Source organism: Streptomyces tropicalis, from assembly GCF_029269835.1.
Classification (GTDB): Bacteria; Actinomycetota; Actinomycetes; order Streptomycetales; family Streptomycetaceae; genus Streptomyces; species Streptomyces tropicalis.
This window is the reverse complement of sequence record NZ_JARJBB010000009.1, coordinates 186,671-198,982: the sequence shown is the minus strand read 5'-3', so window position 1 is coordinate 198,982 and position 12,312 is coordinate 186,671. Positions and strand designations below refer to the sequence as shown.

Sequence of the window (12,312 nt, the reverse complement as noted above, 5' to 3'; positions counted from 1 at the left end):
TCACCTGCCGGCCTGCACGGACGGGCCGGGGCGGCGGGGTCCTCCCTGTGGCGACGGCCCGGGGGACTGCGGCGGCTCAGGCCGCAGGCACCTCTGCCTGCTCCGGTTCGGTGACGTCCTTGCGGGTGACGGAGAGATGGACGACCAGGGCGAGGACGACGGCGAGGAACAGGGCGCTGGTCACGACGGTGCCGAGGCCCAGCCCGCCGTCGCCGGCGGGCTGGGAGAGGTAGTCGCCGACGGAGGCGCCGAGGGGGCGGGTGAGGACGTAGGCGAGCCAGAAGCTCCAGACAGCGTTCAGGTCGAGGGAGAACCGGGCGAGCGCGATCGCGGCGATGGCGGCGGCGGAGAGCACGGCGGACACCCAGTGGCCGAGGCCCGTCCTCTCGGCGACCAGGTCGCCGGCGGAGGTGCCGAGGGCGAAGGTGAACAGCACGGCCGGCCAGTAGAAGGCTTCGCGGCGGGTGGTGTCGATGTGGTGGATCGACAGGGTGCGCTCGGTGCGGTACCAGAGGGCGAAGACGATCACCAGGGCGATCGCGAAGACCGTGGTGGTGGCCTCCGGCGCCACACCCATGCTGTCGGTGAGGTCGTCACTGACCAGGGTGCCGACGACGCTGATCAGGGCGACGGCGAGCCAGTACACGCCCGGCCGGTGGCCCTTGGAGCGGAACTGCACCACCAGCACGACGGCCAGCGGCGCGCTCATCAGCAGCGAGACACCGGTCAGCCCGAGACCGGCCCTCTCGTCCAGCAGGTCGGCACAGGTCCCGCCCACCGTGGTGCACAGCACCTTGATCAACCAGAAGCGGACGGTGACCTCGGGCACCTTGTTCCAGCGCAGCCGATGCAGGGGAGAGGCTGCCTGGCCGGCCTCGGGCACCACCGGACTCTCGGACGTCTCGTATGTCACGCTGCCCGACCGTGCCACCGGCCACCTGAACACATCCTGACCGTCGCTGTGCACGGCCGCCCTGCCCGGCCCGATTCCGACGAGTGACCGATCGACGAAACCGGGCGGCCTGCCGGTCTTCACGCCGTCCCCTCTCCGCGTACCGGCACCAGCCGTGTGAAGGGCCGGCAGCGCACCGGCCTGAAGGACCCCTCGCCGTCGGCCGCCCGGACCCTGGGCCGAAACCGCAGGCGGACGGGCCCGCCAGGGCGGCCGGGCAGGCCTTGCGAACTCCCCGGGTGATGCGCAGGATGCGGGTGGGGACCGGGGCCCCCGTGCCGGCATCGGCAGGGGCGGACCGCTACCCGGAGTTCATGCAGGAGACAGCGATGTCCCAACCGGCCCGCCCGTCGCACGGGAGTGCGTACGAGACGTCGTACGGCACCGCGTACGCGACCCACGAGCCCGAGACCCCGCATCTCGACTTCGACGGCACCACGCCCTACGAGGACTACGTCAGGGCGGACGTGCTCACCCACCTTCAGCACACCCTCTCCGACGATCCGGGTGAGATGGTGTTCCTGGTCACGACCCAGGTGATGGAGCTGTGGTTCACCGTCGTCGTGCACGAGTGGGAGACCGCCGCGCGGGCGCTGCGCTCGGACGACGTGCCGACCGCGATCGCCGCGCTGAAGCGGTCGGCCCGGGAGCTGGAGGCGCTGAACGCCTCCTGGCGGCCGCTGGGACAACTCACCCCGGCCCAGTTCAACTCGTACCGCAGCGCGCTGGGCGAGGGCTCCGGATTCCAGTCGGCGATGTACCGGCGGATGGAGTTCCTGCTCGGCGAGAAGTCCGCGTCGATGCTCGTCCCGCACCGCGGCGCGCCCCGGGTCCACGCCGAGCTGGAGAAGGCGCTGCACGAGCCGAGCCTGTACGACGAGGTGCTGCGGCTGCTGGCCCGGCGCGGGCACGCCGTCCCGGACGCCGTGCTCGACCGCGACGTGTCGCTGCGCCGCGAGCCGCACGCCGGGGTGGAGGCCGTCTGGGCGGAGGTCTACTCCGGCGACCCGGCGGCCGAGACCGCCCGGCTCGGCGAGGCGCTGACCGACGTCGCCGAGCTGGTGTGGCGCTGGCGCAACGACCATCTCGTCGCCACCCGGCGGGCGATGGGCGCCAAGCCCGGCACCGGCGGTTCCGCGGGCGTGGCCTGGCTGGAGAAGCGGGCCCGCAAGAACGTCTTCCCCGAGCTCTGGACGGCGAGGTCCCATGTCTGAACTCACGCGCTCCGCACCGCAGTCGGACGGCTCCGGCGCCGACCGGGACACGTCCGGAGGCGGGCGTCCCGACGCGGTGGACGAACTCGCGCTGCGCGCCCGGCAGTCGGACGCGGCGGACCCGCTGGCCGCGCTGCGCGCCCGGTTCGTGCTCGACGGGACCGTCTACCTCGACGGCAACTCGCTGGGCGCGCTGCCGGCCGCGGTGCCCGGCCGGATGGAGGACGTCGTCCGCCGCCAGTGGGGCGAACTGCGCATCCGCTCCTGGGACGAGAGCGGCTGGTGGACCGCGCCGGAGCGGGTCGGCGACCGGATCGCCCCCCTGGTCGGGGCGGCACCGGGGCAGATCGTCGTGGGTGACTCCACCAGCGTCAACGTCTTCAAGGCGGTGGTGGCAGCGGTCCGCATGGCCCGCGCCGCGGACGACGGGCGGGACGAGATCCTCGTCGACGCGACCACCTTCCCCACGGACGGCTACATCGCCGGGTCGGCGGCCCGGATGACCGGCTGCACGCTGGTGCCCGTGACGCCCGACCAGGTGCCGCAGGCGCTGTCCGGGCGCACCGCGGCGGTCCTGCTCAACCACGTCGACTACCGCACCGGGCGCCTGCACGACCTGCCCGGGCTGACGGCCGCGGTGCACGCGGCGGGCGCGTACGCCGTGTGGGACCTGTGCCACAGCGCGGGCGCCCTGCCGGTCGGGCTGGACGGGCACGGCGTGGACCTGGCCGTGGGCTGCACGTACAAGTACCTGAACGGCGGGCCCGGTTCGCCGGCCTTCCTGTACGTGCGCCGGGATCTCCAGGACCGCTTCGACTCCCCGCTGCCGGGGTGGAACTCGCACGCCGAGCCGTTCGGAATGCGGTCCGCCTACGAGCCGGCCGGGGGCGCGCTGCGCGGACGGGTCGGCACCCCGGACATCCTCTCGCTGCTGGCCCTTGAGGCGGCGCTGGAGGTGTGGGACGGGGTGCCGGTCGAAGCGGTCCGGGCCAAGTCGCTGGCGCTGACGGACTTCTTCCTGGAGTGCGTCGCCGCCCGCGTCCCGGCCGGGCGGGTGGAGTCGCTGACGCCCGCCGCGCACGCCGAGCGGGGCAGCCAGGTCGCGCTGCGCTGCGCGGACGCGGGGGAGGTGATGAAGCGGCTCATCGAGGCGGGCGTGGTCGGCGACTTCCGGCACCCGGACGTGCTCCGCTTCGGCTTCACCCCGCTGTACGTCGGTTTCGCCGACGTGGACCGGGCGGCACGGGTGCTGGCCCGGACGCTGGCGTAGGACCGCGTCCCGGTCCGTCCCCCCGACCGGTCAGGGGCCGGTGACGTACACCCCGGCCGCCGCGGCGGCGCACGCGGCGCGTGCGGCCCGTGCGGCGGCCGGGGCGTCGGGAGCCGTGCCGGTGGTGAGCAGCGTGTAGTACAGCGGTGCCGACACCGCACGGACGACCGTCCCCGCGTCGGTGCCCGGCGGCACCTCGCCGCGGGCGGCGGCCCGTTCGACGCACGGCGCCCACTCCGCGACGCGGACCTCGTAGAACCGGCGCAGGGCGGCGGCCGTGCGCTCGTCGCAGGCCGCGGCGGCGACGACCGCCCGGAACAGCGCGCCCTGGCGCGGGTCCGCGAGGGTGCGCTGCACCAGCGCCGCGTTGGCCGCGAGGTCGCCGGAGAGCGAACCGGTGTCCGTGCGGGGCAGCGACGTCTCGGCCATCTCCACGAGCAGGTCGGCGACCAGCGCGGTGACCGAGCCCCACCGGCGGTACACGGTCGTCCGCCCGACCTCGGCCCGCCGGGCCACGTCGGCCAGGTCGAGGTGCGCGAAGCCCTGCTCGGCCAGGACGTCCCCGGCCGCGCGCAGGACGGCCGCACGGACCCGGGCGGTACGGCCGCCGGGGCGCACGGTGCCGGGGTCGGCGCCCGTGCCGGGGCCGGGGTCGGCCGGGTGGGCGGTGCCGGACTCGGCGGGCATGGCGGCCTCCTTGCCTCCGTCGGGCGGGCCGGGTTCCGCCGCGAACACGGCGACAGCCTAACGAAACAGCAGAACCGTTTACCGCTCACCGAGCGTGACATCCCCTTGTCCGCGCACGTCAACGGCCTGATACCGTCCCCGCCAACGGCCGGATCACCTCCCCGTCCGTCAAGTCCGTTACGTCCTTGAGAGGTTGGAGCATGCCGGACGCCGACACGCCCCGCGACGCCGCCGAGGAGGAATCGGCCTTCTCGCACCCGCCGGTGGAGCCCGACGCCACCGCCGCGTACGGCGACCACCCGGACCAGGTCGTCGACCTGTACGCCCCGCACGGCACGGGACCGGACGCCGCCGCCTCGGCGCCACTGGTCGTGGTGCTGCACGGCGGTGCCTGGCGGGCCCCGTACGACCGCCGTCACATCAGCCCGCTGGCCGGCCTCCTGGCCCGCCGGGGCTTCGCCGTGGCCAGCGTCGAGTACCGGCGCGGCGCCCCCGGCCCGGCGCCGGACGGCCCCCCGGTCGCGGGCCGCTGGCCGGACACCTTCGACGACGTGGCGGCCGCGCTGGACGCCCTGCCGGACCTGGCCCGCCGGGCCCTCCCGCAGGCCGACCCGCGCCGCACCGTGCTCACCGGCCACTCGGCGGGCGGCCACCTCGCCCTGTGGGCCGCGGCCCGGCACGTGCTGCCCGCGGACGCCCCCTGGCGCCTGCCCGGCCCGCCCGCCCTGCGCGGCGTGGTCGCCCTCGCCCCCATCGCCGACTTCGCGGTCGCCGGGAAGTTGGACGTGTGCGGCGGCGCCGCCCGCCAGCTCCTCGGAGGCGAGGACTGTTTCGCGCAGCGGCAGCCGTACGCCGACCCGGCGCTGCTGCTGCCGACCGGCATCGCCACGACCCTCGTGCAGGGCCGCACCGACACGGTCGTGCCGCAGGCCGTCGCCGAGTCCTACGCCGACGCGGCCGCGCGGGCCGGCGAGGTCGTGGGGCTGACGCTCCTGGAGGACGTCGGCCACTTCCCGCTGATCGACCCGGCCGCCGACGCCGGCGCGGTGGTCACCGAGGAGATCGCCCAGCTCGCCTGGTGAGCGCCGCCGCGTCATACCCGTCGTACCTGAGAGCCGCCCGCGAGGACGGCTCCCCGGCATGACGCGGACGACGGCCCCCGCTCCGTGACGTCCCCGGTGGACGGCCCCGGTGGAGGGGCGGTGCACGGGGGAGGAGAGCCATGGGCCGGGGACCGGAGACCGCGAGCGGGAGCGGGACGGGCCGGGGGGAGTCGGGGGAGCCCGCCGCCCCGGGCACGGGCACAGGCGGCAGGCCGGGGGTGACGCTCCGGAGCGGGGGAGCCGGCCAGGGGCGGCGCGCCCGGTGGACGGGCGGAGGCGCGTGCGGGCCGCGCCGGCGACGGACCCCGCACGCCGCGCCGGTCGCGGGCGCACGGCGCCGCGGACCCGCTACCCGGCCGGGCCCGTCGGGCTCCGTAGTACCTGAGACGGATGCCGGAGAACCCTCTCACTGCTGACGACCCCGTCACCCGCCGGCGCCTACCGTTTCCAGCGTGACCGAGACGACCCAGACGCACCCGGCGCCGGACGGCGGCTTCCGCCCCTACGTGCCGCGCAGCCCCGAGTACCGCGCGGCCGCGGAGGCCCTGCGGGGACTGCGGCAGGACCTGTTCCACGACGCGTTCGCCTACCGCCCGCTGCCCTGCCGGAGCGTGGCCGCGCCGAGCGGCCGGCTGCTCGGCCGCGGGGGCGCGTTCGCGGTGTGGCGGCGGCACGTCCTGGTCGCGGCGGCCGGCCTGTTCGCGGCGTTCGTCGCCTGGGCCGGCACGGCGGACAGCCCGGCGGCCCCGGTGGCGGGCCTGCTCGCCCTGGTCCCGGTGCTGCTGACGCTGGTCCGCCCGGTCGGCGCCTTCTGGGCGTCGCTCGCGGGCACCGCGGTCTCGTCGGTGATCGCCGGCGGTGCCGGGGACTGGCCCTGGCAGCCCGGCAGCCTCGTCGCGCAGGCGGTGGTGGTCACCGTGGTGGCGATCCGCACCCGGCCGCGCACCGCCGCGTGGATGTGGGCCGTCACCGCGGCCTACGCGTTCGTCCTGGAGACCGCGCTCGGCCGGCGCTTCAGCAGCAACTCCGCGTCCGTGCTGACGCTGTACGCCTTCGTGCTGCTCGCCGTCACCGTCTGGCACGTCCGCCGCAGCGCCGAACGGCAGGTCACCGCCGAGCAGACCGTGACCGCGCACGAACGCTCACGCCGCACCCTCCTGGAGGAGCGCACCACCATCGCGCGCGAGCTGCACGACGTCGTCGCCCACCACATGTCCGTGGTCGCGATCCAGGCCGAGGCCGCCCCCTACCGGGTGCAGAACCCGCCGCCGGAGCTGGAGAAGGCCTTCGCCACGATCCGGGAGAACGCGGTGGCCGCGCTCACCGAGCTGCGCCGCGTCCTCGGTGTGGTCCGCGCGGCGGACTACGAGGCCCCGCAGGCGCCGCAGCCCACACTCGCCGACCTCGACCGGCTGCTGGCGAACGTGCGGGAGGCGGGTCTCGCGGTGGACAAGGCGGTGACCGGCGCGGTGCGCGAACTCCCGCAGGGCGTCGAGCTGTCGGCGTACCGGATCGTCCAGGAGGCGCTGAGCAACGCCCTGCGGCACGCGCCGGGCGCCGCCGCCCGCGTCGAGGTCGGCCACGTCATCGGCGGACTCGGCCTGCGCGTGGTCAACGGCCCGCCGTCGGGACCGGCCCCGGAGCGGCCCACGCCCGGCGCCGGGCACGGCCTGACCGGCATGCGGGAGCGGGTGTCGATGCTGAACGGGCGGATGACGGCGGGGCCTTCGGGCGACGGCGGCTACGAGGTGACGGTGTTCCTGCCGGCCGGCCCCGCGGCCCCGCGCCCGGGCGACGAGGAGGCCGCCGCATGACGGGCCCCGCCGTCCGGGTGCTGATCGCGGACGACCAGATGATGGTCCGCGAGGGCTTCTCGGTGCTGCTGAACGCGATGCCGGACATCGAGGTCGTCGGGGAGGCCGTCAACGGCCGCGAGGCCGTCGAGCGGGTCCGTGAACTCGCCCCGGACGTCGTGCTGATGGACATCCGCATGCCGGAACTGAACGGCATCGAGGCCACCCGCGAGATCGTCGCCGCGGACGGCACGGCGAAGGTGCTGGTGCTCACCACCTTCGACCTCGACGAGTACGTGTACCAGGCGCTGCGGGCGGGCGCCTCCGGCTTCCTGCTGAAGGACGCCTCGGCACGCCAACTGGCCGACGGCGTCAAGGTGGTCGCCGCCGGCGAGGCGCTCCTGGCCCCCTCGGTCACCCGCCGTCTGATCACCGAGTTCTCCCGGCTCTCCGACGCCCCCGTCCCGGCCCTGCCCGGCAGCGCGTCCTACGGCGACCTGACCGAGCGTGAGACGGAGGTGCTGGTGCGGATCGCCCAGGGCCTGTCCAACGCGGAGATCGCCGAGCGGCTGGTGGTCGCCGAGTCCACGATCAAGACCCATGTGAGCCGCATCCTGGTGAAGCTGGGCCTGAGGGACCGCACCCAGGCCGCGGTCTTCGCCTACGAGGCCCGGCTGGTGACCCCGGGGTGACCCCGGAGGCCTCCGGGCCGGTCCCGGGCGGCGCCCCCGCCCGCCCCTGGTCAGGAAGGGGGAGGGCGGGCTAGCGTCCGGGCATGGCAGCTTCGCGGAGCGGGCAGGAGTTCGACCCCTGGGACCCGGCGTTCCTCGCCGACCCCTACCCGGCCTACGCCGGGCTGCGGGCCCGCGGCCGGGTGGTCCGGTTCGAGCGGACCGACCAGTGGCTGGTGCCGCACCACGCGGACGTCTCGGCGCTGCTGCGGGACCGCCGGCTGGGGCGGACGTACCAGCACCGGTTCACGCACGAGGACTTCGGGCGGACTGCACCGCCGCCGGAGCACGAGCCCTTCCACACGCTCAACGACCACGGAATGCTCGACCTGGAGCCGCCGGACCACACCCGGATCCGGCGCCTGGTGTCGAAGGCGTTCACCCCGCGCACCGTCGAGCGGCTGAGGCCGTACGTGCGGGGCCTGGCCCACGAGCTGGCGGGGAAGCTGGTCGCGCGGGGCGGCGGCGATCTGCTGGCGGACGTCGCGGAGCCGCTGCCGGTGGCGGTGATCGCCGAGATGCTGGGCATCCCCCCGGCGGACCGGGCGCAGCTGCGGCCCTGGTCGGCGGACATCTGCGGGATGTACGAGCTGAACCCCTCCGCGGAGGTGGCGGACCGCGCGGTGCGGGCGTCGGTGGAGTTCTCCGCGTGCCTGCGGGAGCTGATCGCGGCCCGCCGCAAGGAGCCGGGGGACGACCTGATCTCCGGGCTGATCGCGGCCCACGACGAGGACGACGACCGGCTGACCGAGCAGGAGATGATCTCCACCGCGGTTCTCCTCCTCAACGCCGGCCACGAGGCGACGGTGAACGCCACGGTGAACGGGTGGTGGGCCCTGTTCCGCAACCCGGACCAGCTGGCCGCCCTGCGCGCCGACCACTCCCTGATCCCGTCCGCCGTCGAGGAGCTGATGCGCTACGACACCCCGCTCCAGCTCTTCGAGCGCTGGGTGCTGGAGGACGTCGACATCGACGGCACGGTGATCCCCCGGGGCTCCGAGATCGCCCTGCTCTTCGGCTCGGCCAACCACGATCCGGCCGTGTTCGCCGACCCCGGCCGCCTGGACCTCACCCGCGCGGACAACCCGCACATCTCCTTCAGCGCCGGCATCCACTACTGCATCGGCGCCCCTCTGGCCCGGATGGAGCTCGCCGCGTCCATGGCGGCGCTGCTGGAGCGGGCCCCCTCGCTGCGCCTCGCGGCGGAGCCGCGGCGGAAGCCGAACTTCGTGATCCGGGGGCTGGAGGGGCTGGACGTGCGGGTCGCCTGATCACCCGTTCGGCTGATCGCCGGGCGATTCCGGCCGGTGGCCGCCCCCGGCTCGTCAAGCTGGTGTCTGCCTGCCTGCGAGGGGAGGCACCATGACGGTCATGGCAGAGCGCTCGTTGCACACGCCCCAGATGTCGGTGGACGAGTTCGAGAGGATCGCCGACTTCACGGCCAGGGAGACCGACGACACCGTCAGGTTCGAGTTCATCGACGGACGGATCAGGGTCGGGAAAGCGGCCGATGGCGACCACGACACCATCGTGGTGTGGCTGAGCAAGCGCTGTATGCAGGCCCGCCCCGACCTCGACGTGTACCAGGGCAGGGGATTGCGGGTGGAGAAGTACCGCGGCGGCAGGGCCCGGCCCGACGCGGTGGTCGTGCCCGAGGACCATTTCGCCGGGCACGGAGAGTGGGCCGATCCTGACGGTGTGCTCCTCGCCGTCGAGGTCACGTCGTACGACGCCGACACCGACCGGCGCGACCGGCAGGAGAAGCCGGTCGCCTACGGCGCGGCGGGTGTTCCGCTCTACCTGCTGATCGACCGGGACGCCTGCGTCGTGAAGCTCTACAGCGACCCCGACCCGGGCGTCGGGTACCGCCTGAGTCGCACGGTGCCGTTCGGCGCCGTGCTCGTGCTTCCCGATCCCCTCGGGATCGAACTCGACACCGGGAAGCTGAAGGACCACGTCGACTGAGTTCCGAAACCCTCCGGACCCGGCACACCCGTCACGTCGTGATGTCGCGGTGATGCAGGGCCGTCAGGCCCGCGGCGTTCAGGCACGCGGCGAGAGCCGTGAGGGCCAGGACCGGGGGCCAGTCCATGGCGGCGCCGGGCATCTTGGGCAGGTGACCGAAGGGCGAGAGGTCCAGCACCGTCCGCGGGAGGTCCAGCGCCGGGCCGACCCAGCCGATCAGCAGGACCGCGACGGCCACGCCCCACGCGGCCGCCGCCGCGCGCGGCAGCATCCCGTGGAGCAGGACGGCCAGACCGCCGACCACCCATACCGCCGGCACCTGCACCAGACACGCCCCCAGGATCGGGCCGAGCCCCGTGCCGTGGCCGAGCGCGAGGCCCAGCCCCGCCAGCAGCATGATCAGGACCGTCCCGCCGAAGGCGATCACCAGGTGCCCGGCGGCCCAGCGCAGCCGCCCCACGGAGGCCGCCAGCACCGGCTCGGCGCGGCCCGCGGTCTCCTCGCCGTGCAGCCGCAGCACGGACGCCGTGACGTAGAGCGCGGCGATCACGCCCAGCATGCCGACCATCGCCGCGAGGAACGCGTTCGCCAGGCCGGCCTGCCCGCCCATCCGCTGGAAGATCTCACGGGCCCGGGCGTTGTCCCCGACCAGCTTCGCGGCGCCGTCCGTCAGCCCGCCGTAGACGACGCCCGCGACGAAGAAGCCGGCGCTCCAGCCGAGCACACCGCCCCGCTGCAGCCGCCGGGCCAGCGCGCCCGCGGTGGCGAGCCGGCCCTCGGCGGGTCCCGGCCGGGTGGGCAGGAAGCTCATGCCGACGTCCCGGCGGGCGGCCAGGGCGTGGGCGGCCGCGGCCAGGGCCGCCGCCGTGGTGGCGAACAGCAGCAGCACCCACCAGCGCTCGCCCGCGTAGGCCCGGACGTTCTCCACCCAGCCCAGGGGGGAGAGCCGGGTCAGCACCGACGAGCCGTCGGTGGTGGCCGAGTCACCGGCCGCCCGCAGCACGAACGCGGCGCCGAGGACGGCCGCGGTCAGGCCCCGGGCCAGCCGGGCGCTCTCCGTCAGCTGGGCGGCGATCGCCGCCACCCCGGCGAAGACCAGGCCCGCGCCGCCCACCGCGAGCCCGAAGGCCAGTGCCCCGGCGGTGCCCTGCCCGGTCAGGCCCGCGGCGATCAGCAGGGCGAGGACCGCGTCGCCGGCCGCGGCGGTCAGCAGCGCGGCCGCCAGCGGCGCCCGGCGCCCCACCGCCCCCGCCGACAGCAGCTCCTGGCGCCCGCTCTCCTCCTCGTCACGGGTGTGCCGGACGACGACCAGCAGACTCATGACCGCGGCCAGCGCGGCCGCGTACACGCCGACCCGCCACGCGGTCAGCGCCCCCAGCGAGTCGCCGAGGACCGGGCCGACCACCGCCCGCAGGGAGGTGTTGGCGGCCATCTGGTGCATCAGGTCGGCGCGGGCCGCCGGGGTGCCGTACAGGCCGGCCAGGGCGCCGGGCATGGACAGCACCATCAGCGCGGTCACCGCGACCCAGACCGGCAGCATCACCCGGTCGCGGCGCAGCGCGAACCGGAGCAGGGTGCCGGTGCCCGCCCAGGGGCGGTCGCTCCGCGGCCGGAGCGCGGCGGTCACGGCCGTCATCGCGTCACCCCGGAGGCCGTCCCGCCGCGAGGACCGGCGGCGCCGGCGCCGTCCCCGGCGTCCGCGCTGCCGTCGCCGTCGCCGGTGTAATGGCGCAGGAACAGCTCTTCCAGCGTCGGCGGGGTCGACGTCAGGGACCGCACCCCGGACGCGGTCAGCGACCGCAGCACCGCGTCGAGCTTGTCGGTGTCGACCTGGAGGCGGACCCGGCGGCCCCGGACGTCGAGGTCGTGGACGCCGGGCAGCCCGGAGAGGCCGTCGGGCGGCCCGGCGAGCTCGGCGTGGACGCTGGTGCGGGTGAGGTGCCGCAGGTCCGCCAGCGAGCCGCTCTCGACGGTCCGGCCGCGGCGGATGATGCTGACCCGGTCGCACAGCTCCTCGACCTCGCCGAGGATGTGCGAGGAGAGCAGGACGGTGCGCCCGCGCTGCCGCTCCTCCTCGACGCACCGCCGGAAGACCTCCTCCATCAGCGGGTCCAGTCCCGAGGTCGGCTCGTCGAGCACCAGGAGGTCGACGTCCGAGGCGAAGGCGGCGACCAGGGCGACCTTCTGCCGGTTGCCCTTGGAGTACGTCCGGCCCTTCTTCGTGGGGTCCAGCTCGAACCGCTCGACCAGCTCCGCCCGGCGCCGCCGGTCCAGCCCTCCGCGCAGCCGCCCGTACAGGTCGACGACCTCGCCGCCGGTGAGGTTGCGCCACAGGGTCACGTCGCCGGGGACGTAGGCGATCCGCCGGTGCACCTCCACCGCGTCCCGCCAGGGGTCCCGGCCCAGCACCTGCGCGGCGCCCGCGTCGGCGCGCAGCAGCCCGAGCAGCACCCGGATGGTCGTGGACTTGCCGGAGCCGTTGGGGCCGAGGAAGCCGTGCACCTCGCCGGCCGCGACGTCGAGGTCGAGCCCGTCCAGGGCGTGGGTCCGGCCGAAGGACTTGTGCAGCCCGGACACGGTGATGGCCTTGGTCATGC

The 12,312-nt window shown here is 75.3% G+C and carries 11 protein-coding genes; 7 read left to right on the top strand and 4 right to left on the bottom strand.

What is annotated here, in order from left to right; genetic code table 11:
* Positions 1–76: 76 nt before the first annotated feature.
* Positions 77–913 (bottom strand): COG4705 family protein, encoded by an 837-nt coding sequence (locus P3H78_RS19465; RefSeq protein WP_276110314.1) that lies wholly within the window; start codon positions 911–913, stop codon positions 77–79.
* A gap of 368 nt (positions 914–1,281) precedes the next feature.
* Here P3H78_RS19465 and P3H78_RS19460 point away from each other — a divergent pair, with 368 nt between their 5' ends.
* Positions 1,282–2,166 (top strand): tryptophan 2,3-dioxygenase family protein, encoded by an 885-nt coding sequence (locus tag P3H78_RS19460; protein ID WP_276110313.1) that lies wholly within the window; start codon positions 1,282–1,284, stop codon positions 2,164–2,166.
* 76 nt (positions 2,167–2,242) lie between these two features.
* Positions 2,243–3,436 carry a kynureninase gene (gene kynU / locus P3H78_RS19455; RefSeq protein ID WP_276110407.1) on the top strand — a complete coding sequence of 398 codons (1,194 nt, stop codon included), beginning with the start codon at positions 2,243–2,245 and terminating at the stop codon, positions 3,434–3,436.
* Positions 3,437–3,466: 30 nt separating this feature from the next.
* Here kynU and P3H78_RS19450 read toward each other — a convergent pair whose 3' ends face one another.
* Positions 3,467–4,123: a TetR/AcrR family transcriptional regulator gene (locus tag P3H78_RS19450; RefSeq protein WP_276110312.1), complete on the bottom strand. Its 657-nt coding sequence runs from the start codon at positions 4,121–4,123 to the stop codon at positions 3,467–3,469.
* A gap of 200 nt (positions 4,124–4,323) precedes the next feature.
* On the opposite strand from P3H78_RS19450, the gene P3H78_RS19445 reads away from it, so the two are divergent.
* The 5 genes from P3H78_RS19445 (at position 4,324) to P3H78_RS19425 (ending at position 9,715) form a co-directional block, all read left to right on the top strand.
* The gene (locus tag P3H78_RS19445; RefSeq protein WP_276110311.1) at positions 4,324–5,205 is read left to right on the top strand and encodes an alpha/beta hydrolase; all 882 of its coding nucleotides are present in this window, start codon (positions 4,324–4,326) and stop codon (positions 5,203–5,205) included.
* Positions 5,206–5,678: 473 nt separating this feature from the next.
* Positions 5,679–7,040: a sensor histidine kinase gene (locus P3H78_RS19440; RefSeq protein WP_276110310.1), complete on the top strand. Its 1,362-nt coding sequence runs from the start codon at positions 5,679–5,681 to the stop codon at positions 7,038–7,040.
* Positions 7,037–7,711 (top strand): response regulator, encoded by a 675-nt coding sequence (locus P3H78_RS19435; protein WP_276110309.1) that lies wholly within the window; start codon positions 7,037–7,039, stop codon positions 7,709–7,711. Before P3H78_RS19440 ends, P3H78_RS19435 begins: the two co-directional genes overlap by 4 nt.
* An 83-nt stretch (positions 7,712–7,794) precedes the next feature.
* A complete protein-coding gene (locus tag P3H78_RS19430) occupies positions 7,795–9,021 on the top strand; it encodes a cytochrome P450 (protein WP_276110308.1) in 1,227 nt (408 codons plus the stop codon).
* 91 nt (positions 9,022–9,112) lie between these two features.
* Positions 9,113–9,715, top strand: a complete 603-nt coding sequence (locus tag P3H78_RS19425) for a Uma2 family endonuclease (RefSeq protein ID WP_276110307.1) — start codon at positions 9,113–9,115, stop codon at positions 9,713–9,715.
* 31 nt (positions 9,716–9,746) lie between these two features.
* Here P3H78_RS19425 and P3H78_RS19420 read toward each other — a convergent pair whose 3' ends face one another.
* Both P3H78_RS19420 and P3H78_RS19415 read right to left on the bottom strand, forming a co-directional pair.
* Positions 9,747–11,351 (bottom strand): ABC transporter permease, encoded by a 1,605-nt coding sequence (locus P3H78_RS19420; protein ID WP_276110306.1) that lies wholly within the window; start codon positions 11,349–11,351, stop codon positions 9,747–9,749.
* Entirely contained in the window at positions 11,348–12,310 is a 963-nt protein-coding gene (locus P3H78_RS19415; protein ID WP_276110305.1) for an ABC transporter ATP-binding protein, read from the bottom strand. The genes P3H78_RS19420 and P3H78_RS19415 overlap by 4 nt, the downstream gene beginning before the upstream one ends.
* Between the last annotated feature and the right edge of the window lie 2 nt (positions 12,311–12,312).

Coding starts and splice junctions, on each gene's coding strand:
- P3H78_RS19460 (WP_276110313.1), top strand. CDS start 1,282: ATGTCCCAACCGGCCCGCCCGTCGCACGGGAGTGCGTACGAGACGTCG.
- P3H78_RS19450 (WP_276110312.1), bottom strand. CDS start 4,123: ATGCCCGCCGAGTCCGGCACCGCCCACCCGGCCGACCCCGGCCCCGGC.
- P3H78_RS19445 (WP_276110311.1), top strand. CDS start 4,324: ATGCCGGACGCCGACACGCCCCGCGACGCCGCCGAGGAGGAATCGGCC.
- P3H78_RS19435 (WP_276110309.1), top strand. CDS start 7,037: ATGACGGGCCCCGCCGTCCGGGTGCTGATCGCGGACGACCAGATGATG.
- P3H78_RS19430 (WP_276110308.1), top strand. CDS start 7,795: ATGGCAGCTTCGCGGAGCGGGCAGGAGTTCGACCCCTGGGACCCGGCG.
- P3H78_RS19425 (WP_276110307.1), top strand. CDS start 9,113: ATGACGGTCATGGCAGAGCGCTCGTTGCACACGCCCCAGATGTCGGTG.
- P3H78_RS19420 (WP_276110306.1), bottom strand. CDS start 11,351: ATGACGGCCGTGACCGCCGCGCTCCGGCCGCGGAGCGACCGCCCCTGG.
- P3H78_RS19415 (WP_276110305.1), bottom strand. CDS start 12,310: ATGACCAAGGCCATCACCGTGTCCGGGCTGCACAAGTCCTTCGGCCGG.